Source organism: Bradyrhizobium sp. Ken01 (assembly GCF_055807355.1).
In genome coordinates this window covers 62,956-87,167 of sequence record NZ_JBVVPC010000034.1, presented here as the reverse complement: position 1 = coordinate 87,167, position 24,212 = coordinate 62,956, and the positions used below count along the sequence as shown (strand labels likewise).

Sequence of the window (24,212 nt, the reverse complement as noted above, 5' to 3'; positions counted from 1 at the left end):
CCAAGGCACGCGATGCGCGCACCGCCTACGCCAATGCAACTTGACAACAGAGATAGTCGCTCACCCGCCTCGCCGCTACGCGGCGAGCCACCCTCTCCCACAAGGGGAGAGGGAAAAACTCAAAAACACGTCGTCCGTTCGGCCGCGATGTAACCCAACAACAGGCCCGCACCGAACAGCAGCACGAGGCCAGCGGCGGCGAATTCGATGCCGCGCATGAACAGTGCGCCATTGCCGTCGCGTCCGGCGCTCAGGCGGGCGGCGATGTCCTTGGCGGAGACGGCGACCACCGCGATGGCCGCGACCGTGATCGCTGTGCCGAGCCCCATCAGCAGGGTCGCGGCGATGCCGGCCCAGAACAGGCCTTGGGCCAGCGCGAACACCAGCACCAGGATCGCGCCCGAACAGGGGCGGATGCCGACGGTCAGGATGGCGGCTAAGCCGCGCCCCCAGCCACCGGGGCCGGCGAGCTCGCTCGGCGTGGGGCCGTGGGAATGGCCGCAATGCTCGTCATGGACGTGGTCATGCCCGTGATCGTGATGGGCGTGATTATGGTGATCGTGGTCATGATGGTCATGCACATCATGATGGTGGTGATGGTCGTGATCACCGTGATGCGGCACACCCGCGATCGCGGGCGCCGGCTGAACCGCCTGCAGCGCACGGATGAAGGTGCGGCCCTTGACCCAGACCAGGCGCAGGCCTAACAGCGCGATCAGCGCGTAGCTTGCGATCTCGATCGCGCCTTCCGCCTTGCACATGGTCTTGGCGGTCGCATTCAGCACCCAGGCCGAGATGCCGACGATCAGGATCGCCACCAGCGACTGCATCAGCGCGGAGGCAAACGACAGCACGATGCCGCGCCGGGCGGTCTCGCGATTGGCGACGAGATAGGAGGCGATCACCGCTTTGCCGTGGCCCGGGCCTGCCGCGTGGAAGATGCCGTAGGCAAAGGAGATGAAGAGCAGCGTCCACACCGCCGAGCCGTCGGACTTCGCGGCGCGGATCGTCGCAGACATCTGGCGATAGAATTCCGACTGTTTTGCCAAGAGCCAGCCGATGAGGCCACTGGCCTCAGGCTCAGCCGCCGGCGCGGATCTTGGGGCGCCGAAAGGGTTCTGCGCGAGGAGATCGTGGAGTGCGGCGTCGGCCGCGGCCACGACGAAAAGAACGCCGGCGCAGACGGCGAGCCCGCGCGCCAATGGCGTGAGTTGCGGCTTCAAGGGCAATCCACCGTGATCTTGTTGGCGAACATCATGCCGAAATTGGTGTTCTCGCCGTTCATGAAGGTCTGCTCGTTGAGCTTCTGGGCACTGGCGGTGCCGTCGCTCGGCCGGTCAAGTTTCATCTGGCAGCCGGCGGGCGCGCCGACCAGCTTGACCGGGTTGTCCTTGGCCATCTGGAAGTCGATGAAGAAGGAGCGGTCGAACACTTCGAGCATCAATTGCTTGGGCTTGACCGGGTTCTTCAGCGGCAGCGTGAAGTGCAGGGTCAGCACGGTATCCTTGTAGTCGAGGAAGTAGTCGACCGGCTCCTGGAATCGCTCCTTCTTGCCGTCGGCTCGCGCGAAGGTGAAGTAGGCATATTCCTTCAGCGACTCGACGTTGGTCTGCGCCAGCGGCCCCAGCTCCTCGCGCGTATAGGCGCCCTTGGCCCTGCTCTCGAGCCCCTGCACCGCATAGGCCGAGAACATGTCGTCAAACGTCCAGGCGTGGCGCACGCCGGTGATGCTGCCGTCCGCGGCATAGAGCAGCTCGCTGGTCGCGGTGATCCAGACATGCGGATGCGCCTGCGCCGCGCCCGAGGTGAGCGACAGGGCGACAGCGAGCAGCAGCCCCAACAGGGCCCGCGTGCCCATCAGGCCGCCTTCGGGGCGTCGAGCAGGCCGCGACGGCGCAAGAGCGCGTCCGGCTCCGGTGGCCGGCCGCGGAAGGCCTCGTAGGCGGCTTCCGGATCGACCGATCCGCCGCTCGAGTAGATGTCGTCGTGCAGGCGTTTTGCGACGGCGGGATCGAAGATGTCGCCGGCTTCCTCGAATGCACCAAAGGCGTCGGCGTCCATCACCTCCGACCACATGTAGCTGTAATAGCCGGCCGCATAATGATCGCCGGTGAAGATGTGACCGAATTGCGTGGGACGATGACGCAGCGAGATCTCCTCGGGCATGCCGATCTTCTCCAGCTCGCGTCTCTCGAAGGCGCGGACATCCTGCGCGGCGGAGGCCGGCTGGGTGTGGAATTCGAGATCGATCAGCGCCGAGGAGACGAACTCGACGGTGGCGAAACCCTGGTTGAATTTTCGCGCGGCCAGGAATCGTTGCAGCAGATCGTCCGGCAGCGGCTCGCCAGTCTGGTAGTGGCGGGCGAACTGCTGCAGCACCTCCGGCCGCTCCTGCCAGTGCTCGTAGAGCTGTGAGGGCAATTCGACGAAGTCGGTGAACACGGAGGTGCCCGACAGCGACGGATAGGTCACGTTGGAGAGCATGCCGTGCAGGCCGTGGCCGAACTCGTGGAACAGGGTGCGGGCATCGTCGGGCGACAGCAGCGAGGGTTCCCCGTCCGCGCCCTTGGAGAAGTTGCAGATGTTGAGGATTAGCGGCGCGACCTCGCCGTCGAGCTTCTGCTGGTCGCGCAGCGAGGTCATCCAGGCGCCGGAGCGCTTCGACGGCCGGGCGAAGTAGTCGCCATAGAACAGCGCCTTGTGCTTGCCGTCCCGCCCCTTCATCTCCCAGACCCGGACGTCCGGATGCCAGACGGGCACGTCCTTGCGCTCGGCGAAGGTGACGCCGAACAGGCGCGTGGCGCAATCGAAGGCGGCGGCGATCATGTGGTCGAGCGCTAGATACGGCTTGATCGCGGCGTCGTCGAAATTGGCGCGCTGAAGGCGCAGCTTTTCGGCATAGAAGCGCCAGTCCCAGGGGGCGAGCTTGAAATTGCCGCCCTCCTCGGTGATCAGCGCCTGCATGTCGTCGCGATCCGCGAGCGCTCGCGCCCGCGCGGGCGTCCAGACCCGCTCCAGAAGGCCGCGCACCGCTTCCGGCGTCTTGGCCATGGAATCCTCGAGCCGGTAGGCCGCGAAGGTCGGATAACCCAGGAGATTGGCGCTCTCCTCGCGCAGCTTCAGGACCTCGACGATGGTCGCGTTGTTGTCGTTGGCATTGCCGTTGTCGCCCCGCGCGGTGAAGGCCTTGTAGGCCTTCTCGCGCAGGTCACGCCGGGCCGAGCTTTTCAGGAACTGTTCGACCGAGGAGCGCGACAGGGTGAGGATGGCCTTGCCGGCCATGCCGCGTTCTTCTGCCGCAGCCTTGGCGCTGGCGACAAAACTCTCCGGCAGGCCCTGGCGGTCGGCCTCGCCGAGCTCCATGAACCATTCCTGCTCGTCGCCGAGCAGATGATGGCTGAAGCTGGTGCCGAGCTGGGCGAGCCGCTCGTTGATCTCCGCCATCCGCGCCTTGGCCTCTTCGGAGAGGCCGGCGCCGGAGCGGTGAAAGCGAGTGTAGGTGCGCTCGAGCAGGCGGAGCTGCTCCGGTGTCAGACCGAGATTGGCGCGGTTCTCGTGCAGCTGAGCGATGCGGCCAAACAGCACGGCGTTCATCATGATCGGATTCCAGTGCCGCGCCATCCGCAAGGAAACCTCCTTGTCGATCTCCAGGATGGCTGGGTTGGAGTGCGCCGAGACGAGGTCGTAGAAGACCGATGCGACCTTGCTGAGCAGCTTGCCCGAGCGCTCCAGCGCCGTGATGGTGTTGGCGAAGTCGGCGGCGGTCGGGTCGTTGGTGATCGCTGCGATCTCGGCGGAGTGGTCGGCGAAGGCCTGCTCGAAGGCCGGAAGGAAGTGCTCCGGCTTGATCTCGTCGAAGGGCGGGGTCGCAAATGGCGTCACCCACGCCTTCAGCAGCGGGTTGGTCTCGGAGTCCGTAGTTTGGCGGGGTTCTGACATTACAAGTCCCGATTTGTGGCTCGATTGTTGCGGCCAGCTATAGCACGCGATGGGGCTTTTTTGGGCCATTTGCCCTTGCTCCCGGCTGCCTTTTCGGGGAGATTGCGGCCCTCCAAGCCTAGGACCCCTGAGCTCATGAACGCGACCTCCTCGTCTTCCCGTCGGATCGTCTGGCCGAGCGTCATCACCGTCATCAGCGCCGCCATCCTGATCGGCGCCGAGGTGTTCGGCGCGGCGTTTGCTGGCGGCTGGGCGCTCGCGATCCTGTTCGGGCTGGGCGAGCAGGGCACGCACATCCTTCAGGCCGCGCTGTTTGCACTCGGCGTGTTCGTGATGACTGCCTTCATCCGCGCCGCTCAGCGCGTGGAGCCGTTCACGAAGCGCGGCTGAAGCGCGTAGGCGTGCGAGAGACACGCGCGCAGAAAACTTAACGCGCGTTCATCTTCCGCGTCGCTCGCGCAACACTGCGCAAGCAGATGTTAGGCAATTCTGTTCGCAGGCTAAAAAATCTCTTGCGAAGCAGAGTCAAAACACTTATGTGCGGATTGCCCAATTTCGCACGTGCCTGTGGTCGTGTGTCAGTCGGTAGGTATCCGGACAAGAGGCCGGACAGCCGCCAAGGGGTGAAGAAGCCGAGGGGCTCTTCGGAAGTGCGGAAGTCGGAAGGCTCATAGCCGGAAGACGAAAGCAAACCCGGAGCGTCCAGCATCTCTCTCAAAGAGATGCCTTGTCGAAGGTGACTTTGCTCTTTGCAACCGTGACTGGCAGCCGGAGGCGAACCGGCGCACCCCGCTCTCAACGGGGGACGCGACTTAAAGCAACGACGGATCGGGCTTTTTTGGTCTCTACCGGCAGTCCAACGCCGGCGCGGGCTACTGAAAAGGCTTGTCCTTCATTGCCAGGTGTGCGGGCGGGAACATTCCCAACCAATCCACGGCAGCACAGTCTGATGTGAGTCTTTGGCTCGTCGCGCCTCCATCGCGCGATCTGGCCGGAGCGCTCTTATCCGACGTCATTTTTTGAACGGATCCCCGTCGCTGGGCCGTTTGGGAGAGTGCTATGACCGACCGTATCCAGGAATTCCTGCGCAACCGCCGCAGCGAGGGCCTCGACACCGAGCCTTGCCTCGTCGTCGACCTCGAAGTCGTGCGCGACAATTACCAGACCTTTGCCAAGGCGCTGCCAGACAGCCGCGTGTTCTATGCCGTCAAGGCGAACCCGGCGCCGGAAGTGCTGGCTTTGCTCGCCTCCATGGGCTCCTGCTTCGACACCGCGACGGTCGCCGAGATCGAGATGGCGCTGGCCGCCGGTGCGACGCCCGACCGCATCTCCTTCGGCAACACGATCAAGAAGGAGCGCGACATCGCGCGCGCCTTCGCGCTCGGCATTCGGCTGTTCGCGGTCGATTGCGCCGCCGAAGTCGAGAAGGTCGCTCGTGCCGCGCCCGGCGCAAAGGTGTTCTGCCGCATCCTCTATGACTGCGCCGGTGCCGAATGGCCGCTGTCGCGCAAGTTCGGCTGCGATCCGGAGATGGCCGTCGACGTGCTCGACGTTGCCAAGCGTCTGGGCCTGGAGCCGTGCGGCATCTCCTTCCATGTCGGGTCGCAGCAGCGCAAGGTGAAGGCGTGGGACCGTGCGCTGGCGATGGCCTCGCAGGTGTTCCGCGACTGCGCCGAGCGCGGCATCAACCTGACCATGGTCAATATGGGCGGCGGTTTCCCGACCAAGTACCTGAAGGACGTGCCGCCGGTGGTGACCTACGGGCGCTCGATCTTCCGCGCGCTGCGCAAGCACTTCGGCAACCAGATTCCGGAGACCATCATCGAGCCGGGCCGCGGCATGGTGGGCAACGCCGGCATCATCGAGTCCGAGGTCGTGCTCATCTCGAAGAAGAGCGACGAGGACGAGGTGCGCTGGGTCTATCTGGACATCGGCAAGTTCGGCGGTCTCGCCGAGACCATGGACGAGTCGATCCGTTACGCCATCCGCACCCCGCATGACGGCGCGGACATGACGCCGTGCGTGCTCGCTGGGCCAACCTGCGACAGCGCCGACGTGCTGTACGAGAAGAACCCGTATCCGCTTCCGGTGACGCTCGAGATCGGCGACAAGCTGCTGATCGAAGGCACCGGGGCCTATACGTCGACCTACTCGGCGGTGGCGTTCAACGGCATCCCGCCGCTGAAGACCTACCACATCTGATCCGCCTCTCGTCCGAGGCCTGACGAACCCGGGAGCCGGCTTGCCGGCTCCCGGCCTGACATTTCGATTTCTGACGACGCCTTGGACCGGCGTGCTTTGCGCACGTCCGTTTCAAGCGGGGACTGACGCGCCATGACTGCTCTTCGGAAGACACAGGTTGCCCCCACCTCGGAAGCCGCTCCGTTCGCGATCCGCAGCGAGCGTGCTGGCGACGTTGCGATGCGTGAAGCGCTGCTCGATGCGTCCTTTGGCGAGAACCGCCATGGCCGCACCTGTCAGCGCCTGCGTGACGGACGCGCACCCGCTGCCGGCCTTGCGCTGGCCGCGATGCGCGAGGGGAAGCTCGTGGGAACCGTGCGGCTGTGGCACGTCAGCGCCGGAGGCAGGCCCGCTCTGGTCCTCGGACCGCTGGCGGTGGACCCTGCCTGCCGCGAGCTCGGGATCGGCGCCGCGCTGATGCAACAAGCGCTGGCTGCCGCCCGGGCGCGCGGGCATGCCGCCGTGATCCTGCTCGGCGATGCCCCTTATTACGCCCGCTTCGGCTTCTCGCCTGAGAAGACCGGCGAGCTGTCGCTGCCCGGCCCGTTCGAGCGCGACCGCCTGCTGGCGATCGAATTCACGGCCGGTGCGCTGGATGGCGCCGCGGGGATGATCGTCCCGACTGGCGCGACCCTGCCCAAACGGAGGGTAGTTCGCGGCCTCGAGGCGCGCGCGGCGTAAGGGATCGCCATGATGGCGGCGACCGAGCCGCGCTAAGCGGCAACGCCCGGCTGGGCCTACGTTAAGCTCTATTCCTTTGGGGTTGCGCAGGCCGGCAAATTGCCCGTAAACCCCACGAAATTCCCCTTCAGTCGAGGCCCACGACCATGTCCCGTCGCCTGATCTCCACCGGCTCTCCGCTTGAGAAGACCGTCGGCTACAGCCGCGCCGTGATCGACGGCGAGTTCGCCTTCGTCGCGGGAACCACGGGCTATGACTACACCACGATGACGATGCCGGCCGATGTCACGAGCCAGTCACGCAACTGCTTCAAGACCATCCAAGCCGCCCTGCAGGAGGGCGGATTCGAGATGGCCGATATCGTCCGTGCAACCTATTACGTCACCGACGCCAGCTATATCGATGCCCATTTCGCCGTCTGCGGCGAGGTTCTCGGTGACATCAGGCCGGCCGCGACCTTGCTGGTCGTCAGCGGCCTCGCCAAGCCCGAGATGAAGGTCGAGATCGAAGTCACTGCCAAGCGCCGCAGCGCCTGAGCCATCCTCACCATTTGTTCGTCAGCACGTTCCGGAGAAACCATCCCATGAGCCCCGCCTCGCAGATCTACGCGAAGATCACTGGTCCCATCGTCATGGTCGGCTTCGGCTCCATCGGGAAAGGCACGTTGCCGCTGATCGAGCGGCATCTCGATTACGACAAGTCGCGCGTTACCGTGATCGATCCGAAGGACGAGGGGCGCAAGGCCCATTGCGAGAAGCAGAATGTGCGCTTCATCCAGAAGGGCGTGACCAAGGACAATTATCGGGAGTTGCTGACCCCGCTGCTCACCGAAGGCGGCGGCCAGGGCTTTTGCGTCAATCTCTCGGTCGACACCGGCTCAACCGACATCATGGAGCTCTGCAACGAGCTCGGCGCTCTCTATATCGACACCGTTAACGAGCCCTGGCTCGGCTTCTATTTCGACTCCACGAAGGGCCCGGAGGCGCGCTCCAACTACGCCCTTCGCGAAGCGACGCTGGCTGCCAAGAAGGCGCGCCCTGCGGGCTCGACGACCGCCGTCTCCTGCTGTGGCGCCAATCCCGGCATGGTCTCCTTTTTCGTCAAGCAGGCGCTGCTCAACGTCGCCGCCGATCTGAAGCTCAATGCCCCCAAGCCGAAGACCAAAGCCGAATGGGCCGACTTGATGCGACAGGCCGGCATCAAGGGCATCCATATCGCCGAACGCGATACCCAGCGCTCCAAGAAGCCGAAAGAGCCCGATGTCTTCGTCAACACCTGGTCGGTGGAAGGTTTCCTCTCGGAAGGCGTGCAGCCATCAGAACTCGGCTGGGGCACCCACGAAAAATGGATGCCCGAGAATGCGCGCACCCACGAATCCGGGTGCGGCGCCGCCATCTATCTGATGCAGCCCGGCGCCAATACCCGCGTGCGCACCTGGTGCCCGACCCGCGGCGCGCAGTATGGCTTCCTGGTCACCCACAATGAGTCGATCTCGATCGCCGATTACTTCACGGTGCGCGATGCATCGGGCACGGCGGTCTACCGGCCGACCTGCCACTATGCCTATCATCCGGCTGATGATGCCGTGCTGTCGCTGCACGAAATGTTCGGCCGCGCCGCGAAGATGCAGGAGAAGCACCACATCCTCGACGAGAACGAAATCGTCGACGGCATCGACGAACTCGGCGTTCTGCTGTTCGGCCACGACAACAATGCCTATTGGTACGGCTCGCAGCTCTCCATCGAAGAGACCCGCAGGCTCGCGCCCTACCAGAACGCCACCGGCCTGCAAGTGACCTCCGCCGTGCTCGGCGGCATGGTGTGGGCGCTGGAAAACCCGAAGGAAGGCATCGTCGAAGCCGACGAGATGGATTTCGATCGTCTGCTGGAAATTCAGCTGCCCTATCTCGGGCCGGTGAAGGGTTTTTATACCGACTGGACGCCGCTCACCGACCGTCCCGGACTGTTTCCGGAAGATATCGATACGAGCGACCCGTGGCAGTTCCGGAATGTACTGGTGCGGTGAGAGCCGTCACCCAACTCTCCGCTCGTCGTTCCGGGGCGCGCCACTTGGCGCGAGCCCGGAATCCATCAGGCGACAGAATCCGCTGACAAATGGATTCCGGGCTCGCGCTACGCGCGCCCCGGAATGACAGGGGGCCTACTTCCTCTCGATCGGAGGCGCGATCTTCTCGGCCGGCGCCGGCGGCAATGCTGGTTTGGCCGCGCCTGCAGCCCCTTGCGTCTGCGGCTCGGGTCGCGCCGGCTCCGGGGCGGGCGTGGTCGGCCGGTCGCCGCCGGGCTTGGCTTCCGCGGGCTTGTTCTGGTCGTCGGACGGCGTGCCTTGAAGGGGTTGCGTCGCCTGGGCGGTCTGCATCCGGGTCTCGGCGCGGATTTGCGCCAGCGACATGCCTGACACCACGACGCCGGCTGCGAACAGCGAGCAGGCCACCATCAGGTCGAGCTTCAGTCTGCGCTTGTCATATTGGCCGGGCATGTCGATCACCGCCTTTGTCTGCGGGATCAACGAAATCGCCGGTCCGCGGTTCCCTGCCCGTGGTGGCCGGAACTCGACGGCTGCGCGCCCCATTGCCACGCTCAATCCGTGGTGCTGACTTCCCAGGTGGCGTGGCGGACGCCGGGCAGGTGCTGGAGATCGGTCGCCACCGCATTCAGCTCGTTCGGATCGACGGCGCTCGCGACCAGCTTTGCCACGATCTCGATCAAATCATCCCCGGTTTCGACCATGTCGATATCGGCCACCAGATATTTTGCGCCCTCGAGCTTCTCGACGAGCCGGTCACGCATGTCGGGCAAGGCGTCCGGTGCGACCGCGAGTTTGAAGTAATAGGTCGCCTCGGAGGTCTTCTCGTTCAGCGGAATGCGGTTGATGGCGTTGACCAGCGGCCGCAGCATGGTGTTCCCGGCAATCACGAACACCGTCAGCGCCGCGGCCTGCGCGACCATGTCGGCGCCGGCGCAGGAGCCGACCGCAGCCGAAGCCCAAAGCGTCGCCGCGGTATTGAGCCCGCGCACGTCCATGCCCTGCTTCATGATGACGCCGGCGCCGAGGAAGCCGATGCCCGAGACGACGTAGGAGATCACCCGCACCGCGCCGTCAGCGCCGGTCAGGTGCATGGCGAGATCGACGAAGGCGGCGGCGCCGACCGCGACCAGCACATTGGTACGCAGGCCCGCGGTGCGCTGGCGATACTGCCGCTCGGCACCGATCAGCGTGCCCAGCACGAAAGCCGTGAACAGGCTGACCAGCGTGTCCGCAAAGTCAGCGATCTGGAAGGTTGTCAGAAACCGCATGGCCCCATCTACGGCCGGAACGATGACAGATCAAAGCTCCAGCAGCCCGCCGTCCCCATTTTCGTCGGCGAACGCCAGCAGCGTCCCCTTGGCGTTCCAGGCGAGCGCGGCCACCGGCGGCGTGCCATTGCGGCGGACAAGGATTTCCGCACCATCCTCCAACCGCACCATCAGCACGGTGCCGTCGCTATAGCCGGCGGCGAAGATATCGTTCCTGGGATGGCAGGCGACGACCGACACGCGCGCCTGGAGCGGCGCAAGCATCGCGGGCTCCTTGCCCATCGGGCCGTCCTTGCTGGCGAACGGCCATATGATGACGGTGTCGGCGCCCGAAGTCGCGAGTCCCTTGCCGCCCGCACTCCACGACATCGAGCGGACGCGGCCGGGATAGCCGGTCATGCGCATGTGCCTGTTGTCGGCAAGCCGCCAGCCGTGCAGCGCCGATTCGTGCATCGTGGTGACCAGGAATTTGTTGTCCGGGCTGAAAGTGACGCCGAGATGCGAGCCGGCCCAGGGCAGGAATTCGGCCGATCCCGCCATGTTGGGAAACCACAGCGTGGCGCCGTTGTAATGGGCGATAGCGAGACGCTGGCCCTTCGGCGCAAAGGCGAGGCCGCCGACGGTCGAGGGCACCTCGAGCGACTTCTCCTCGCTCTTGCCGCTCTTGAAGAATGCGGTCTTGCCGGCTGACCAGGCGTAGGCACCGTCCGGATGCAGCGCCACCGCATCGATCCAGCGTCGCTTCGGGTCGGTTGCAAGCAGCGTCACTTCGCCCTTGGCGTCGAGCGACACGACTTTTCCATCGTCGCCGCCCATCACGAGGCGCTTGCCGTTGGAGGCGGCCGAGAGAATGCCGCCGCTGTGCACGGTGACCTTGCTGATCTCGCCCTGGCCATCCACGAACGCGACATTCTCCTCGCCGCCGACGAAGGCGGCGCGGCTGCCGAGGAAATGCACGGAGGTCACGACCATCCCGAGCGCGAGCGGCTTGACGCGCTCCGTGACGGAGACGATCGAGGCGGAATCGGGGGCCGGTGTAAACTCTTTCATCACGAGACGATGCAGCTCTCAAAACCCTGGCGAATGAGATCTTGCGGCAATTCGCGGCCGATGAAGACGAGGCGGCTCTCGCGTGGCTCGCCGTCCTTCCACTTCCGCTGGTGGTTGCCCTCCAGCATCATATGCACCCCTTGGAAGACGTAGCGGTCGTCGTCGTCGTGGAAAGCGAGGATGCCCTTGGAGCGCAGGATCTTGCCGCCCTCCACCTGCACCAGATTCTGGAGCCATGGCATGAACACGTTCGGATCGAGCGGCTTGTCGGTTTTGAGCGACAGCGATTGCATGTCCTCGTCGTGATAGTGCTTCAGGCCGTGGCCGTGATCATGATCGTGATGATGGTCGTGGCCGTGGTGATGATGATCATGGTCGTGATCATCGGCATTCAGGAAGTCCGGCTCGATGTCGAGGATGCGATCGAGGTCGAAGGCGCCGCGGTCGAGCACGTCGGCCAAAGCCACCGAGCAGCGCTCGGTGCGGTGCAGCTTCGCATAGGGGTTGATGGCGCGGATGCGGGCCTCGACCTCGGCAAGCTCACCCTTGGTGACGAGATCGGTCTTGTTCAGCACGATGACGTCGGCAAAGGCGATCTGGTTCTTGGCCTCGGGCGCGTCCTTGAGCCGGTCGGACAGCCACTTGGCGTCCGCAACCGTGACCACCGCGTCGAGGCGTGCGTTCTTCTGCACGTCCTCGTCGACGAAAAAAGTCTGGGCGACGGGGGCCGGATCGGCAAGGCCGGTGGTCTCGACGATGATGGCGTCGAACTTGCCCTTGCGCTTCATCAGGCCTTCCATGATGCGCACGAGATCGCCGCGCACGGTGCAGCAGATGCAGCCGTTGTTCATCTCGAACACTTCCTCATCGGCGCCGATGATGAGGTCGTTGTCGATGCCGATCTCGCCGAATTCGTTGACGATGACGGCGTATTTCTTGCCGTGGTTTTCCGACAGGATGCGGTTCAACAGCGTGGTTTTGCCGGCACCGAGATAGCCGGTCAGGACGGTCACGGGAATTTTTGGGGCGGTCGCTTCAGACATAACAACTCCGGACTTCGGGCTTTTCGCGCGACGCGAGGCGGGGTGGCCCCTGCCCTAGTGGTCAAGCGCGCTGGTCAGGGCCTTTATATTGTGCCTGACCATATCAATGTAAGTGGGTGCAGGCCCCTTTTCGCCGGTCAAACCGTCCGAAATCAGGGTCCCGCCGACTTTTGAGCCGGTCTCCGCCGCGATCCGCCGGATCAGCCGGTCGTCGCTGATATTTTCCAGGAACACGGCCGGGATTTTTTGGGCCTTGATCTGGCCGATGATGGTGGCGATGTCCCGCGCGCTGGGCTCGGTTTCCGTGGAAACGCCCAAGGGAGCGATGAACTGGAGGCCGTATTCAGCGGCGAAATAGCCGAAGGCATCATGGGTCGAGATCACCTTGCGCCGCTCTTGCGGGATCTTGGCCACGGCCTCGCGGACCTCGCGGTCGAGCGTTTCCAGCTTTTCCAGATAGGCCTTGGCCTGGGCGCGGAAGAACTCCGCATCGTCGGGGTCGGCCGCGGCCAGCGCATCGGCGATGTCGGTGACGTAGATTTTGGCGTTGGGGACGGACTGCCAGCCATGTGGGTCTGCGGCAGAGCCGAGCTTGAGCGGCGCGATGCCGGCGCTCGCGGTGACCACCTGCGCCTTGGATCCAGAGGACTGCACGAGGCGCGGCAGCCAGCCCTCCAGACCAAGTCCGTTCACAACGACCAGCTTTGCGTCCGCGATCCGCTTCGCATCGCTTGGCGCCGGCGTGTAGACGTGGACGTCGCTGTCGGCGCCGACCAGCGTCGTCAGATTGATCCGGTCGCCGCCGACATTGCGGACGAAATCGGCGAGGATCGAAAAGCTCGCGACGACCTTCAGCTGCTCCGCGGCGTGCAGCGGGGAGGCGATCAGCAAGAGCACACAAAGCAGGATGCGCCGCATCGCCGTCACGCTTCCAGATGCCGGCCGGGAAACAGCTGCAGGACGATACCGCCGACGCGGCCGAAAAGGACGGAGACGGTGTAAAGCGCGCTCGCGACCAGGATGATCGCAGGGCCCGACGGCACACGGGTCTGGAACGACAGCACGAGACCTGCATAGCCGGAGACGGCGGCAGCGACGACCGCGATGCAGATCATGACGGTGAGATCGCGCGACCAGAACCGCGCGATGCCGGCCGGCAGGATCATCAGGCCGACCGCGAGCAGCGTGCCGAGCGCCTGAAAGCCGTTGACGAGGTTGATCACGACCAGCGCGAGGAAAGCGAGATGCGCAGGCCCGCCAGCCCGGCTCACGGTGCGCAAGAACAAGGGATCGACGCTTTCGATCACCAAGGGGCGATAGATCACCGCGAGCACCAGCAGCGTCACCGTGGCGTTGAGGGCGACGACCAGCAGCGTCTGGTCGTCCATCGCGAGAATATTGCCGAACAGCACGTGCAGCAGGTCGATGTTGGTGCCCTTGATCGAGACGATGGTCACGCCCAGCGCCAGCGATGCCAGATAGAAGGTCGCGAGCGAGGCATCCTCCTTCAACCCGGTCGAGCGCGCGACGAGGCCTGCGAGGATCGCGACGGCAAAACCTGCGATCAGGCCTCCGGCCGTCATCGCGAACAGATTGAGACCGGAGAGCAGGAAACCGACAGCGGCGCCGGGGAGGATTGCATGTGCCATGGCGTCGCCGACGAGGCTCATCCGCCGCAACATCAGGAACACCCCGATCGGCGCACCCGCGAGCGACAGCGCGGTCACGGCCGCGAGCGCACGTCGCATGAACTCGAATTCGGTGAACGGGCCGATCAGCGCGTCATAGAGCATCGGATATCAAGCCGCCCGTGAACGGGCATCATCGGCCGAGCATGCCGCCGCGCTGTCGTCGAAGGCTTCGCACATCCGCATCGCGACCAGCAGGTTTTCCGGCGTCAGCACGTCCGCCGTCGGCCCCCACGCCACAGGGCCGCGCGCCAGCACCAGCGTCTCGCTGAAATGGGTGCGCACCATCTCCATGTCGTGGAGTGCGGCCAGCACGGTGCGGCCCTCTTCGTGCCAGTGCTTCACCAGCGCCAGCAGATCGGCCGTGGTCTTGCTGTCGATGGCGTTGAAGGGCTCGTCCAGCACGATCAGCCGCGCGTCCTGGAGCAGCACGCGCGCGAACAGCACGCGCTGCATCTGGCCGCCCGAAAGTGTGCCGATCGGGCGGTTTTCGAAACCGTTGAGCCCAACGGAAGCGATCGCGCGGAGGATCTTTTCGCGCGCCGCCTTGCCGATGCCGCCGAACAGGCCGGTCCCACGCCACAGCCCGGTGGCAACGAAGTCCAGCACCGAGATCGGGAAGCTGCGGTCGATCTCCGCGCTCTGCGGCAGATAGGCGATATCGCGGCTGTCGAGCCCGCCGAGATGGATGCTGCCGTCGAGCGGCCTGAGGATGCCGACGATGCCGCGCAGCAGCGTCGACTTGCCGGCGCCGTTCGGGCCGATCACGGCCAGCAACGCACCCGGCGCGACCTCACCATTGAGATGGTGCACGGCCGGATGACGGTCATAGCCGAGCGTGACGTTGTGGAAATGCAGCGCCGCCATGGTCACCTCATCGCCAGGAAGACCACGCCCCAGAGCACGGCGCAGACCGCGAGCGCGGCCGCGAGGCGGGCGGCCATCGTCATGCGCAGGATCGACCAGTGCGCCGCCTGAGCCGGATGCGGAGAGGCCGCATCGTGGACGTGGGCGTGGGTGTTAAGCGCGTGGGTGTGATCGTGTCCGTGCGAATGCCCGTGATCATGGGAATGGCCATGAGCATGATCGTGATGATGGGCTGGGGACGCGGCGGGAACCATGCCGAAACGTTATATTATAACATTACTCCTGTCCACGCCGGGCTCAGGGCTTGCCGATCACCATGGCGATGGCGGCGGCGACGAACGGGAACGGCAGCGAGACCGCGCAGCGGAACCAGACGAAACGGGCCGGCATGAACGGAATTTCCCACAAAATCACCCGTTGGAAGGCAAACAGCGCCCAGGCAACGACATAGGCAACCACCTGCGGCACCCCACCGCCTGATTTCAGCGCCACCGTACCGATGGAGAAGCCGATCACCGGGCCGCCGGGCGTCGCGGCTCCGGCGACCACGGCAGTCGCGACCCCGAGCCAGCCGCTGTCCGGGCCGAGCCAGCCGCTGATCACCTCCTGCGGGATGATGGCGGCGATGTAGCCGGAGCCGATCACCCCCAGCGCAATCCGCGGCACGATGTTGATGAAGTCCATCGAGCCTTCGCGCAGCGAGGCCTTGAACACCGGTGGGCCGCGGCGAAAGGCGATCAGGCCGACGCCGAACACAGAGCCCCACAACAGCATGTCGATCAGAAGCGCGGCGCTCACGTCTCGTCGTCCTTGATGGCCGGCTTCGGATAAAGCCGGACATAGACGAAGCGGCCGAGCGCGCCTGCGAGCACCGGCAACGGCAGCGAGATGACGATGCGCCACAGCGTGAAGTCGGTACCCATGATCGGGATTTCCCAGGCCACTGCCCGGCCATAGCCGATCAGGGTCCAGCTCACGACCATGGCGATGGTGGCACCGAAATCGGCGCCGACCGCGAGCAGCGCACTCGCCACCGGATAGGCGGTGAAGGGACCGCCGGGCAGGATCGCGCCGAAGGCGGTGCCGATCAGAAGGCCTTTCAGGCCCGATTTCGGCCCGAGCGCGCGCGAGACTTTCTCGTGCGGCAGGATCTCGGAGATGAACGCACCAAGCAAACAGCCGGCCAGCACGCGCGGCAGGATGCCGCCGAACAGCGAGAGATCGTGGGTCAGGATTTCGAGAACACCGTCGGTGCCGTCACGCCGCCAGACCAAACCCGCGCTCACCGCCACCAGCGCCGCGATGATGATGGTCGACCAGCCGATCGGCTTGCGCACGCGACCCGGCCGCGGCTCGGAGTCCGCGTCCTCGGCGGGCGCCGGGTCTTTCGGGGAGGGTTCTGACAACGGGCGCGTTCGGCTCGAGGGTGATGCCCGTCCTGATTAAGGGCGCCGCAGATGCGATGCAAACAGTACGATGACGGGAGCGATGCGCACGTCGCGCAGGGCCATGCGGGCGAAGTGCGAATTCCGCACAGCAAAAAGGCGGCCGCACGTGCGACCGCCTTTCGCTATTCCGATGAGGCTTAACTCAGGCCTTGTCGAACAGGGATTCGACGTATTCCCAGTTCACGAGGTTCTCGACGAACGCCTTGAGATAATCCGGACGACGGTTGCGGTAGTCGATGTAGTAGGAGTGCTCCCAGACGTCGCAGCCGAGGATCGGGGTGGCGCCGTGCACCAGCGGATTCTCGCCGTTCGGGGTCTTGGCGATCTCGAGCTTGCCGTTCTTGACCTGGAGCCAGCACCAGCCGGAGCCGAACTGGCCGACACCGGCCGCCTGGAAGTCCGTCTTGAACTTCTCGAAGCCGCCGAGGTCCTCGTTGATCTTCTTTTCGAGCTTGCCCGGCAGCTTGGTGCCGCCGCCATTGGGCTTCATCCAGCTCCAGAAATGGATGTGGTTGTAGTGCTGGCCGGCATTGTTGAACACGGCGGGGTTCTTGCCGAACGAGCCCTTGACGATCTCCTCAAGGGACTTGCCTTCCCATTCGGTGCCCTTGAGCGCATTGTTGCCGTTGGTGACATAGGCCTGATGATGCTTGTCGTGGTGGAATTCGAGCGTTTCCTTCGACATGAATTGCCCGAGGGCGTCATAGGCGTAGGGGAGTGGGGGCAGCGTAAAGGTCATGGGTGTTGTCCGCGACTGATGGGGGAACGAGACTTAACGGTCACCCCTTATAGAAGGTTCCGTAGCCGTTAAATACCGCGAATTTTCCAAAAGGCATGGTGCGGCGGCTTGGCCGGATTGCATAAAATCGTCGCAAGGATGTCGGCGTTTCAACCGGGGCTGTAAAATCTCATTGCCTTTGAGGTGCTTATGGCAGAACGAAACGCACCCATTGCGCGGAGCTGCGAAAGAGAGAGCGATGAGCATCGAGATCGACATTTTGAACGGCGACGCCTCTTGGCGGATGGCGCAGCCGCTGCATCAGGCGGTCTTCGGACCAGATGTCGTCGGGAAGCAGCCCTGGGCTCACGTCAAATGGGCCAATGCCGACCTGCGCGTGCTGATCGAGACGCCCGAGGATGGTCTCGTGTGCCACGTCGGCATCTACTTCCGTACCGTCACCTGGAACGGGCAGAAGGTTCACATCGGCGGCATCGGCGGCGTCTGCACGCGGGAGGACCGGCGCGGCCGCGGCTATGCGACCATGGCGATCGACGCCGCGGTGCATACCATGCATGCCAACGAGGCGGTCCGCTTCGCGCTGCTGTTCTGCGAGCCGCACAATGTCGCGTTCTACCAGGCCCGCAGCTGGCTCCCCTTCAAGGGCGAGGTCTATTGCGAGCAGCCGGAGGGGCGGATCCGCTTCACCCACATGGCGCCCTATGTCTGCAACATCGTCAGCGCGCCGACGCTGGGCACGATCGACCTCTGCGGCCTGCCCTGGTGAGCCCTGCGTGAAGGGAGGCTGGTGCCGGCGTTGCACGCCATATAATATGTCGAGCATCATCCAATATTCCGCGCGGTGACCCATGACGATCGACGCCTCCCTGGACGCCGTGCCGCCGCCTGCCCCGGTCGCCTCCCCGATCGCCAGCTTGCTGACGGCACCGATCCTGCCGACGCTGCTGCGGCTCGCGATCCCCAACATGATCGCGATGGTCGGCAGCACGCTGGTTGCGATCGCGGAGACCTCCTATATCGGCCGGCTCGGCACCATCCCGCTCGCGGCGATCGCGCTGGTGTTTCCGTTCGCCATGCTGACGCAGATGATGAGCGCGGGCGCGATGGGCGGCGGCGTCTCGTCCGCGATCAGCCGCGCGCTCGGCGCAGGCGACCGGAGCCGTGCGGCGACGCTGGCGTTGCATGCCGCCATCATCGGCCTCTGCGGCGGGCTTTTCTTCACGGTGACGATGCTCGTCTTCGGCCGCTCGTTCTTCACGCTGCTGGGCGGGCGCGAGCGCGTGCTCGAGGAAGCCAGCGGCTATTCGCAAATGCTGTTCTCCGGCGCGGTCGCGATCTGGCTCGTCAACACGCTGGCATCGGTTATCCGCGGCACCGGCGACATGCGTCTGCCCTCGATGGCGCTGATCGGGACGAGCGCGCTCCAGATCGCGCTCGGCGGCACGCTGGGGCTCGGCCTGTTCGGCGCGCCGCAATTCGGCATGCCCGGTGTCGCCGCCGGTCAGTTGATCGCATTCACCTGCGCTGCGATCTTTTTCCTCTGGTATCTCTGGTCCGGCCGCAGCCGGCTGCCGCTGGATTTCCGCGCCTTCCATTTCGATCGCGCGTTGTTCTTCGACATCCTCAAGGTCGGCGCGGTCGCCTGCCTGTCGCCGCTCCAGACCGTACTCACCATTTTGATCTTCACCAAGATCCTGGCGACCTTCGGCACCGAAATGCTGGCCGGTTACGGCATCGGCTCGCGACTCGAATTCTTGCTGATCCCGATCACCTTCGCCTTCGGCATCGCGTCGGTGCCGATGGTCGGCATGGCGATGGGCGCCGGACAGGTGAAGCGCGCGCGGCGCGTGGCTTGGACCGCGGCCGCGGCCTCGGGAATCACGGTCGGCCTGATCGGCGTCGTCATCGCGCTCGATCCGTCACTGTGGGTTTCGCTCTTCACCAGGGATCCCGGCGTTGCCGCCGCCGCCCACAGCTATTTCCATTGGGCGGGCCCGACCTTCGTGTTCTTCGGCATGGGCGTGTCGCTGTATTTCTCCTCGCAAGGCGCTACGCGCGTCGGCGGTCCGGTGCTCGCCTCCACCGCGCGGCTTCTGATCGTCGCGATCGGTGGCGGCGGCCTCATGATCGCGCAGGCTCCGGCCTGGACCCTGTTTGCGCTGGTTGGCGGCGCCATGGCGGTGTTCGGGCTTTCGACCGCAGGCTCGGTCGCCTTGGTGCGCTGGGGCAAATGAGCGCAGGTCGTTGCACGCAGGCAGATAAACGCAGGAATGTGATTCCATCCAGCGTTGCACTATCCTGCTGGGCTGCTATGGAGGCGCTCCACTTCGGGGCTTCTCCATGACTTCCAGATTCGCTGCGCTCATCGTCCTTCTGGCTGCGCTCGTTGGCGCGACTGCCGCCCGTGCGCAGAGCGCCGACGGGACCTGGCTGACCCAGGCCGGCGATGCCCGCGTCAAGATCAGCAAATGCGGCGGCGGCATCTGCGGCAATGTCGTCTGGCTGCGTGAACCCCACGACACCGCGACCGGCCTGCCCGCCACCGACAGCAAAAATCCCAATCCCGCTCTCGCCAGGCGCCCGATGATCGGCTTGCCATTGTTCAGCGGCATGCAGCCTTCCGGGCCGAACAAATGGTCGGGCCAGATCTACAATGCCGACGACGGCAGCACCTATGCGAGCAGCGTTACCGTGATATCAGCGGACTCGCTGCGGGTCGAAGGCTGCGTCGGCGCGCTCTGCGGCGGCGAAACGTGGACCCGGGCGGGACGCTAGCGCTTCACGCCATCATCGCCTTCAGCGCCGTCGCCGCCGAGGCATAGCCGCCCCGCGCGCCATCGATAAAATGGACGTGATCGCTGCGCAACGCCGACGGGGTGAAGCAGGTCATCATCGCAGCGTCCTGCTGGTAGAGGCCGTAACGCACGATGCCGTCGCGCGCGGCAGTCGCGAGGCGATCGCTCAGCGCCCGTTCGAGCTCCGGCGTACAGTCGAGGATCATGCGCAGGCCGTCGTCATATTTTCGGAAATCGGAGTTCTCCACGACCTGCCGTGTATAGAGCTTCGGCACGAAGCCGCCGACCTTGAGATCGAAGCGCATGATCAGATAGACGAAAAGCGTGTAGGCCAGCGCGCGGGCGCGGCGTGCGAGCAGCGGACCTCCGCGCATGGTGCGCGCCTCATATTCCAACCCCTGCGGCGGCCATGTCAGCGGCGGCCCTTGTGGCGGCACGGGCCGACCGGCGTCCGGGCTGCGCTCGACGAGACGGATGACGTCCTCGATCACCTTGCGGAAGACCCGCGGGTCGGCCCCCTGGGCCGGCATCACCAGCACGGACAGGATCAGGCCGCGCGCAGCCGGAATCACCTCGAAGCGGCAGGACAGGCCGGAGAGATCGGGCTGCGTGCCCGCGGGCGCTTCGGTGATCGCAAACTCGCCGCGCTTCATCGCTGCGTCCGCCCAGGCGAGCCCGCCGCCAGAAAACATGGCATAGGACAAATTGGCCGACGGACCGAAGCGCGCGACGCGCACGTCGAGGCCATGTGCGCGGATGGCGCCCACCGGCACCAGCGCGACGCGCATCCGCAAATCGAGATCTTCCCGGACCCAGGTCGCGGTCGCAGCCAAAGCCTTGCGAGCCAGTTCGAGATCATTAGGTGCGACCGCAAAACTCGCGCCGTCGCCGCCGAACACAAAGGGAAATTCGCGTCCCTCCAATGCGTTCGTCACGGCCGCGATCACGGCGGCACCGGCCATGTTCACCGCCTTGTAGCGCTGCGCCGCGATGGCCTTGGTCGAATCCACGATGTCGGCAACGCCGACGCTCCAGTCGTCGGGCAGCGGCGAATACAAAGCGGGGTCCATCAGGCTGGTGAAGCCGCGAAAGACCGCAATGCCGCTATAAAAGGCTGATGTCATCGGATGATGCCGGATGGTTGGGACGCGCGTCCAAAAGACATACGTAGCAGGATCGATCCGGGTTCGCCCGGGGGCGCGCCCTTGCAACCATTGGCCGAAATGGACCCGGACAACAAGATGAGGACCGCTGCAATGCCACAGAAGGTCATTGATCGGCATCAAACAGCGGGCCGCAAATGGCGTCTAGTCTCGATGATCTGACATGATTGCGCGGGAACATCGACGTGTCCGACTTCGACGGGAAGGACTCCATCGCTCCGGTAAGCCGGCGCACTGGGCGTGATCCGATCAGCGCGGTGAAGATGCCGGAAAGCCTGACCGCCGCCGTCGATAGTTGGGCCGAAACCCATCACCTGTCGCGCTCAGATGCCATCCGTCAGCTGGTCGAGCTGGGCCTGAAGGTCGCGCCCCCGGCACTACCGCCAGGGCACCCGCTCGCTTCGGATGCCACCAGGATCGAAGAGCTTGCGGTGCATGAACTCGAGGGACTGCTCGATCCTGCCCTATCTGAAGACGAACGCGAGCGCAGGATCCGCCGCCTGACCGACGGCCCGCCGGAGTTCTCACACGAACGGATTGACCTGCCGAAGCACCGGACCTGAATGTCTAGTGCAGCTTCTCGCCCTCGCGCTTACGCGGCGCCGATGAGGGGACGTCGTGGCAGCCGACCAGACGCACGAATTTCTGCGGATACATTTCGTAACCGTGGTCACCGGAATTTTGATGAGACATCGGCTCGCAGTGAACGGCCTGGCTGTGAACGTCGCTTTGCTGTGCGCAAGATGGCTTTGCCGACGCCTTGATCTGGTTCGAAGCGGTCATGGACTGCTCCCTAACGATTAGGGCAGATCGATTGACGTAACCCAATCGATTGCGCGGGATCTTACGACCAAATCCGGATGATGTCATTGCGCCGGATCAATGCAATTGTGGCGGTGGAGTTCCGCCTAGGCCGTGTTGCCCGCGTCGACCGTGAACACGGTACCCGTCACATTGCGACCGCCCTCGCCCAACAGATATTCGACCATCCGCGCGACGTCGTCGGTCTCCGGCAGGCGGCGTAGCGCGCTGCGGCCGGCGATGCGCTTGCGGCTGTCGTCGGACAGGTTGTGCGTCAGCTCGGTGTCGATGAAACCCGGCGCGATCGCGTTCACGGTGATGCCGAGCTTGCCGACCTCGCGCGCGAGCGAACGGGTGAAGCCCGTGGCGGCGGCCTTGGTCGCACCGTAAACCGAGAGGCCGTTATAGCCGGTCGTCGCAATGATCGAGGAGATGTTGATGATGCGGCCGGCGCCGTCGGCCATCATCTGGCGCGCGACATATTTGGTGAGAATGATCGGCGACAGCACGTTGAGCTGCACCAGCGCCTCGATCTCGGAATTGTGCATGGTCGCGAGCAGGCCTTCGGTGCCGAGGCCGGCATTGTTGACGAGGCCGTAGATCGGGCCGAATTCATCGCGCACGAGTTTTGCGAAAGCGGGAATCGCATCGATCACGGCGAGGTCGCAGGCGCGGAAATGGAGACGCCCTTCCGACCCGGCAATCGCCCTCTTGAGCTCGTCGCTCTCGCGCCGCGCCGCCGCGATCACGTTGTAGCCGCCATCGACAAGCCGCTGGCCGATCGCAAGGCCGATGCCGCGGCTACCACCCGTGACGAGAACATTATGCATCGGTGCGCGCCAGTTTGCCGGCCGGGGTGACGTCGAGCGCTTCGACGAAGCGGATCACCGCCGGCACCTTGTGGGACGCGAGCTGCGCGCGGCACTGATCCAGGATCTGGTCGCGGATCTCTTTCGCGCGCGCCGGATCGGTGCCATCGGCCAGGATCACGTCGGCGACGACGATGCCGCCGGTGATCGGGCTCTTGCGTGACTTCGCCCGCGACATCCGCACGTCGGGATGACGGTTGATCACCGCCTCGATCTCTTCGGGGTGAACCTTCAGCCCACCGATATTGATGATGCCGCCGCGGCGGCCGACGAAATAGTAGCGGTCGCCGCGCAATTCGACGATATCGCCGCTATCGACATACCCGTCCGCATCGGTGAGCGCGGCCGCGTCGCGGCCGATATAGGCGTGCGCTGTGCGGGTCGAACGGATACGGAGCGAGCCGTCGACGACCTTCATCTCGACGCCGTTGCGGTTGCCGAGATAGTCGGCCGGAAAGCCCTCCAGCCCGTCATTGACGGCAAAGCCGACGCCGGCCTCGGTCGATGCATAGGCATGGCCGACGGAGGAATTCGGGAACGCCGCCTTCAAGCCGTCCAGCACCGCCTGGTCGGCGATCTCGCCGGAGAGGCGGACGTAGCGCGGCGCGAATCGCGCGGCCGAGCCACTCATCAACAGCTTGCGCCAGTGCGAGGGCGTGCCGGAGATATGGGAGACGCCGCGCGCGTTCAGCCGCGTGACGTGATCGCCGAGCGCCTCATGCGGATCGGACAGCACCATCGATCCGCCGGAGAGGACGGCGCGGAGGAATATCTGCAGGCCGCCATAGCGGCGGATGTCGTAGAACGTCGCCCACACTGGCGCGGGCCCCTTCGCGGGGCCCTCGGCAACGATCGCCCCGGTAAGTGCCTCCAACGTATGGCCGGCGATTTTCGGCACGCCCGACGTGCCCGAAGTGAGCATCAGCCATTCCGTGGCGCGTTCGGTCCTGGCCGGCGCGGTGGCTTGAAGCGGCAGCTGTGCGGTGACGACCAGCGGCACGCCGGTCTCGGCCCAGCGATCGGGCTCGTCGGTGACGACGGCATCGATCCCGGCATCCGCCATCAGCGCATCGAGATGCGCGGGGTTGAGATCGGGCGGGCACAGCAGCATGCGGCGCGCGATACCGTCGAGCTCGATCATGGCAAGACCCGACCGGAGCTGGTCGGACAATTTCAGCAGCAACGCGCGACCGGACAGCTCGCCCAAGCGTCCACCCAGGACCGTCTGCGACAGGATATCCGTCAGCGACACGACATCGCGCGCATCCGACAGCGTGCGGCCGGTCAGCTCCGCGCCGAGATGGTCGCGAAGCGCAAAGATCTCACGCGGGGACATTTTCGTAGGCTCGCACGAAATCGCCCACGGTGGCGGGGAACGCTGCGTCCTCGGAGATGGTAAAGGGGTCGACGCCGGTCTCGTCCTCGAGGCGCGCCACCAGGATGGCGAAGGCGAGCGAGTCGAAGCCCGTCTCGTGCAGGGACAGATCGTCCGAGAGTGCGGGAAGCGCGACGTGCTGTTCCTTGGCGATCTGCTGGATCGCTTCAATGACCTTAGACCGTACGGACATGGCTG

The 24,212-nt window shown here is 65.0% G+C and carries 28 protein-coding genes; 9 read left to right on the top strand and 19 right to left on the bottom strand.

Annotated elements, in window-relative coordinates:
- Positions 1 to 119: 119 nt before the first annotated feature.
- From AC0L3S_RS27900 to AC0L3S_RS27890, 3 genes are read right to left on the bottom strand one after another with little or no spacing between them, the layout of a single operon-like run.
- A complete protein-coding gene (locus AC0L3S_RS27900; RefSeq protein ID WP_473282668.1) occupies positions 120 to 1,223 on the bottom strand; it encodes a nickel/cobalt transporter in 1,104 nt (367 codons plus the stop codon).
- Positions 1,220 to 1,858, bottom strand: coding sequence for a DUF1007 family protein (locus AC0L3S_RS27895; protein ID WP_473282666.1), 639 nt, complete (start codon positions 1,856 to 1,858; stop codon positions 1,220 to 1,222). The genes AC0L3S_RS27900 and AC0L3S_RS27895 overlap by 4 nt, the downstream gene beginning before the upstream one ends.
- Positions 1,858 to 3,939, bottom strand: a complete 2,082-nt coding sequence (locus AC0L3S_RS27890; RefSeq protein ID WP_473282664.1) for a M3 family metallopeptidase — start codon at positions 3,937 to 3,939, stop codon at positions 1,858 to 1,860. Before AC0L3S_RS27890 ends, AC0L3S_RS27895 begins: the two co-directional genes overlap by 1 nt.
- Before the next feature lie 135 nt (positions 3,940 to 4,074).
- Between AC0L3S_RS27890 and AC0L3S_RS27885 the strand changes: the two genes are divergently transcribed.
- The 5 genes from AC0L3S_RS27885 (at position 4,075) to AC0L3S_RS27865 (ending at position 8,887) form a co-directional block, all read left to right on the top strand.
- A complete protein-coding gene (locus AC0L3S_RS27885) occupies positions 4,075 to 4,329 on the top strand; it encodes a hypothetical protein (protein ID WP_473263745.1) in 255 nt (84 codons plus the stop codon).
- 669 nt (positions 4,330 to 4,998) lie between these two features.
- Positions 4,999 to 6,141, top strand: coding sequence for a type III PLP-dependent enzyme (locus AC0L3S_RS27880; protein ID WP_018453321.1), 1,143 nt, complete (start codon positions 4,999 to 5,001; stop codon positions 6,139 to 6,141).
- A 132-nt stretch (positions 6,142 to 6,273) separates the two neighbouring features.
- The gene (locus tag AC0L3S_RS27875) at positions 6,274 to 6,861 is read left to right on the top strand and encodes a GNAT family N-acetyltransferase (protein WP_473282662.1); all 588 of its coding nucleotides are present in this window, start codon (positions 6,274 to 6,276) and stop codon (positions 6,859 to 6,861) included.
- 146 nt (positions 6,862 to 7,007) lie between these two features.
- Positions 7,008 to 7,397 (top strand): RidA family protein, encoded by a 390-nt coding sequence (locus AC0L3S_RS27870; RefSeq protein WP_473263747.1) that lies wholly within the window; start codon positions 7,008 to 7,010, stop codon positions 7,395 to 7,397.
- A 47-nt stretch (positions 7,398 to 7,444) separates the two neighbouring features.
- Entirely contained in the window at positions 7,445 to 8,887 is a 1,443-nt protein-coding gene (locus AC0L3S_RS27865) for a homospermidine synthase (RefSeq protein WP_473282660.1), read from the top strand.
- Positions 8,888 to 9,022: 135 nt separating this feature from the next.
- Here AC0L3S_RS27865 and AC0L3S_RS27860 read toward each other — a convergent pair whose 3' ends face one another.
- The 11 genes from AC0L3S_RS27860 to AC0L3S_RS27810 form a co-directional block, all read right to left on the bottom strand.
- The gene (locus tag AC0L3S_RS27860; protein ID WP_026232509.1) at positions 9,023 to 9,358 is read right to left on the bottom strand and encodes a hypothetical protein; all 336 of its coding nucleotides are present in this window, start codon (positions 9,356 to 9,358) and stop codon (positions 9,023 to 9,025) included.
- Between the two features lie 101 nt (positions 9,359 to 9,459).
- Positions 9,460 to 10,176 (bottom strand): MgtC/SapB family protein, encoded by a 717-nt coding sequence (locus AC0L3S_RS27855; protein WP_473282658.1) that lies wholly within the window; start codon positions 10,174 to 10,176, stop codon positions 9,460 to 9,462.
- Positions 10,177 to 10,206: 30 nt separating this feature from the next.
- Positions 10,207 to 11,226: a WD40 repeat domain-containing protein gene (locus AC0L3S_RS27850; protein WP_473282656.1), complete on the bottom strand. Its 1,020-nt coding sequence runs from the start codon at positions 11,224 to 11,226 to the stop codon at positions 10,207 to 10,209.
- Positions 11,226 to 12,269, bottom strand: a complete 1,044-nt coding sequence (locus tag AC0L3S_RS27845; RefSeq protein WP_473247305.1) for a CobW family GTP-binding protein — start codon at positions 12,267 to 12,269, stop codon at positions 11,226 to 11,228. The genes AC0L3S_RS27850 and AC0L3S_RS27845 overlap by 1 nt, the downstream gene beginning before the upstream one ends.
- 54 nt (positions 12,270 to 12,323) lie before the next feature.
- On the bottom strand, positions 12,324 to 13,187 hold the full coding sequence (locus AC0L3S_RS27840; RefSeq protein WP_473263750.1) for a metal ABC transporter solute-binding protein, Zn/Mn family: 864 nt from the start codon (positions 13,185 to 13,187) through the stop codon (positions 12,324 to 12,326).
- Between the two features lie 5 nt (positions 13,188 to 13,192).
- Positions 13,193 to 14,062: a metal ABC transporter permease gene (locus tag AC0L3S_RS27835; RefSeq protein WP_473282654.1), complete on the bottom strand. Its 870-nt coding sequence runs from the start codon at positions 14,060 to 14,062 to the stop codon at positions 13,193 to 13,195.
- A 6-nt stretch (positions 14,063 to 14,068) separates the two neighbouring features.
- Positions 14,069 to 14,824: a metal ABC transporter ATP-binding protein gene (locus AC0L3S_RS27830; RefSeq protein WP_473282652.1), complete on the bottom strand. Its 756-nt coding sequence runs from the start codon at positions 14,822 to 14,824 to the stop codon at positions 14,069 to 14,071.
- Positions 14,825 to 14,826: 2 nt separating this feature from the next.
- A complete protein-coding gene (locus tag AC0L3S_RS27825; protein WP_473282650.1) occupies positions 14,827 to 15,078 on the bottom strand; it encodes a hypothetical protein in 252 nt (83 codons plus the stop codon).
- Positions 15,079 to 15,121: 43 nt separating this feature from the next.
- Positions 15,122 to 15,622 (bottom strand): hypothetical protein, encoded by a 501-nt coding sequence (locus tag AC0L3S_RS27820; protein WP_473282648.1) that lies wholly within the window; start codon positions 15,620 to 15,622, stop codon positions 15,122 to 15,124.
- On the bottom strand, positions 15,619 to 16,230 hold the full coding sequence (locus tag AC0L3S_RS27815; RefSeq protein ID WP_063994057.1) for a permease: 612 nt from the start codon (positions 16,228 to 16,230) through the stop codon (positions 15,619 to 15,621). Before AC0L3S_RS27815 ends, AC0L3S_RS27820 begins: the two co-directional genes overlap by 4 nt.
- Positions 16,231 to 16,414: 184 nt before the next feature.
- Complete coding sequence (locus tag AC0L3S_RS27810) at positions 16,415 to 17,011, bottom strand: superoxide dismutase (protein WP_211381291.1); 597 nt, start codon at positions 17,009 to 17,011, stop codon at positions 16,415 to 16,417.
- Positions 17,012 to 17,249: 238 nt separating this feature from the next.
- On the opposite strand from AC0L3S_RS27810, the gene AC0L3S_RS27805 reads away from it, so the two are divergent.
- From AC0L3S_RS27805 to AC0L3S_RS27795, 3 genes are all read left to right on the top strand, one after another.
- Positions 17,250 to 17,777 (top strand): GNAT family N-acetyltransferase, encoded by a 528-nt coding sequence (locus AC0L3S_RS27805; protein WP_473282646.1) that lies wholly within the window; start codon positions 17,250 to 17,252, stop codon positions 17,775 to 17,777.
- Between the two features lie 82 nt (positions 17,778 to 17,859).
- Entirely contained in the window at positions 17,860 to 19,245 is a 1,386-nt protein-coding gene (locus AC0L3S_RS27800; protein ID WP_473263756.1) for an MATE family efflux transporter, read from the top strand.
- 106 nt (positions 19,246 to 19,351) lie between these two features.
- On the top strand, positions 19,352 to 19,786 hold the full coding sequence (locus AC0L3S_RS27795) for a DUF2147 domain-containing protein (RefSeq protein ID WP_473282644.1): 435 nt from the start codon (positions 19,352 to 19,354) through the stop codon (positions 19,784 to 19,786).
- Between the two features lie 4 nt (positions 19,787 to 19,790).
- Here the strand turns inward: AC0L3S_RS27795 and AC0L3S_RS27790 are convergent, their stop codons facing one another.
- The gene (locus AC0L3S_RS27790; protein WP_473282642.1) at positions 19,791 to 20,930 is read right to left on the bottom strand and encodes a DUF3095 domain-containing protein; all 1,140 of its coding nucleotides are present in this window, start codon (positions 20,928 to 20,930) and stop codon (positions 19,791 to 19,793) included.
- A 224-nt stretch (positions 20,931 to 21,154) separates the two neighbouring features.
- On the opposite strand from AC0L3S_RS27790, the gene AC0L3S_RS27785 reads away from it, so the two are divergent.
- Positions 21,155 to 21,532: a ribbon-helix-helix domain-containing protein gene (locus AC0L3S_RS27785; protein ID WP_473263759.1), complete on the top strand. Its 378-nt coding sequence runs from the start codon at positions 21,155 to 21,157 to the stop codon at positions 21,530 to 21,532.
- Positions 21,533 to 21,536: 4 nt separating this feature from the next.
- Here AC0L3S_RS27785 and AC0L3S_RS27780 read toward each other — a convergent pair whose 3' ends face one another.
- The 4 genes from AC0L3S_RS27780 to AC0L3S_RS27765 form a co-directional block, all read right to left on the bottom strand.
- Complete coding sequence (locus AC0L3S_RS27780; protein ID WP_473282640.1) at positions 21,537 to 21,752, bottom strand: hypothetical protein; 216 nt, start codon at positions 21,750 to 21,752, stop codon at positions 21,537 to 21,539.
- 125 nt (positions 21,753 to 21,877) lie between these two features.
- Positions 21,878 to 22,600 (bottom strand): SDR family NAD(P)-dependent oxidoreductase, encoded by a 723-nt coding sequence (locus AC0L3S_RS27775; protein WP_473263761.1) that lies wholly within the window; start codon positions 22,598 to 22,600, stop codon positions 21,878 to 21,880.
- The gene (locus AC0L3S_RS27770; RefSeq protein WP_473282638.1) at positions 22,593 to 23,975 is read right to left on the bottom strand and encodes a class I adenylate-forming enzyme family protein; all 1,383 of its coding nucleotides are present in this window, start codon (positions 23,973 to 23,975) and stop codon (positions 22,593 to 22,595) included. Before AC0L3S_RS27770 ends, AC0L3S_RS27775 begins: the two co-directional genes overlap by 8 nt.
- Positions 23,962 to 24,207, bottom strand: a complete 246-nt coding sequence (locus AC0L3S_RS27765; protein WP_007597226.1) for an acyl carrier protein — start codon at positions 24,205 to 24,207, stop codon at positions 23,962 to 23,964. Before AC0L3S_RS27765 ends, AC0L3S_RS27770 begins: the two co-directional genes overlap by 14 nt.
- Positions 24,208 to 24,212: the final 5 nt, after the last annotated feature.

What these genes read in the sequence shown, in the direction of transcription:
- AC0L3S_RS27895 (WP_473282666.1), bottom strand. Translation starts at nt 1,858, where the DNA reads ATGGGCACGCGGGCCCTGTTGGGGCTGCTGCTCGCTGTCGCCCTGTCG.
- AC0L3S_RS27890 (WP_473282664.1), bottom strand. Translation starts at nt 3,939, where the DNA reads ATGTCAGAACCCCGCCAAACTACGGACTCCGAGACCAACCCGCTGCTG.
- AC0L3S_RS27885 (WP_473263745.1), top strand. Translation starts at nt 4,075, where the DNA reads ATGAACGCGACCTCCTCGTCTTCCCGTCGGATCGTCTGGCCGAGCGTC.
- AC0L3S_RS27880 (WP_018453321.1), top strand. Translation starts at nt 4,999, where the DNA reads ATGACCGACCGTATCCAGGAATTCCTGCGCAACCGCCGCAGCGAGGGC.
- AC0L3S_RS27875 (WP_473282662.1), top strand. Translation starts at nt 6,274, where the DNA reads ATGACTGCTCTTCGGAAGACACAGGTTGCCCCCACCTCGGAAGCCGCT.
- AC0L3S_RS27870 (WP_473263747.1), top strand. Translation starts at nt 7,008, where the DNA reads ATGTCCCGTCGCCTGATCTCCACCGGCTCTCCGCTTGAGAAGACCGTC.
- AC0L3S_RS27865 (WP_473282660.1), top strand. Translation starts at nt 7,445, where the DNA reads ATGAGCCCCGCCTCGCAGATCTACGCGAAGATCACTGGTCCCATCGTC.
- AC0L3S_RS27860 (WP_026232509.1), bottom strand. Translation starts at nt 9,358, where the DNA reads ATGCCCGGCCAATATGACAAGCGCAGACTGAAGCTCGACCTGATGGTG.
- AC0L3S_RS27855 (WP_473282658.1), bottom strand. Translation starts at nt 10,176, where the DNA reads ATGCGGTTTCTGACAACCTTCCAGATCGCTGACTTTGCGGACACGCTG.
- AC0L3S_RS27850 (WP_473282656.1), bottom strand. Translation starts at nt 11,226, where the DNA reads ATGAAAGAGTTTACACCGGCCCCCGATTCCGCCTCGATCGTCTCCGTC.
- AC0L3S_RS27845 (WP_473247305.1), bottom strand. Translation starts at nt 12,269, where the DNA reads ATGTCTGAAGCGACCGCCCCAAAAATTCCCGTGACCGTCCTGACCGGC.
- AC0L3S_RS27840 (WP_473263750.1), bottom strand. Translation starts at nt 13,187, where the DNA reads ATGCGGCGCATCCTGCTTTGTGTGCTCTTGCTGATCGCCTCCCCGCTG.
- AC0L3S_RS27835 (WP_473282654.1), bottom strand. Translation starts at nt 14,062, where the DNA reads ATGCTCTATGACGCGCTGATCGGCCCGTTCACCGAATTCGAGTTCATG.
- AC0L3S_RS27830 (WP_473282652.1), bottom strand. Translation starts at nt 14,824, where the DNA reads ATGGCGGCGCTGCATTTCCACAACGTCACGCTCGGCTATGACCGTCAT.
- AC0L3S_RS27825 (WP_473282650.1), bottom strand. Translation starts at nt 15,078, where the DNA reads ATGGTTCCCGCCGCGTCCCCAGCCCATCATCACGATCATGCTCATGGC.
- AC0L3S_RS27810 (WP_211381291.1), bottom strand. Translation starts at nt 17,011, where the DNA reads ATGACCTTTACGCTGCCCCCACTCCCCTACGCCTATGACGCCCTCGGG.
- AC0L3S_RS27805 (WP_473282646.1), top strand. Translation starts at nt 17,250, where the DNA reads ATGAGCATCGAGATCGACATTTTGAACGGCGACGCCTCTTGGCGGATG.
- AC0L3S_RS27800 (WP_473263756.1), top strand. Translation starts at nt 17,860, where the DNA reads ATGACGATCGACGCCTCCCTGGACGCCGTGCCGCCGCCTGCCCCGGTC.
- AC0L3S_RS27795 (WP_473282644.1), top strand. Translation starts at nt 19,352, where the DNA reads ATGACTTCCAGATTCGCTGCGCTCATCGTCCTTCTGGCTGCGCTCGTT.
- AC0L3S_RS27790 (WP_473282642.1), bottom strand. Translation starts at nt 20,930, where the DNA reads ATGACATCAGCCTTTTATAGCGGCATTGCGGTCTTTCGCGGCTTCACC.
- AC0L3S_RS27780 (WP_473282640.1), bottom strand. Translation starts at nt 21,752, where the DNA reads ATGACCGCTTCGAACCAGATCAAGGCGTCGGCAAAGCCATCTTGCGCA.
- AC0L3S_RS27775 (WP_473263761.1), bottom strand. Translation starts at nt 22,600, where the DNA reads ATGCATAATGTTCTCGTCACGGGTGGTAGCCGCGGCATCGGCCTTGCG.
- AC0L3S_RS27770 (WP_473282638.1), bottom strand. Translation starts at nt 23,975, where the DNA reads ATGTCCCCGCGTGAGATCTTTGCGCTTCGCGACCATCTCGGCGCGGAG.
- AC0L3S_RS27765 (WP_007597226.1), bottom strand. Translation starts at nt 24,207, where the DNA reads ATGTCCGTACGGTCTAAGGTCATTGAAGCGATCCAGCAGATCGCCAAG.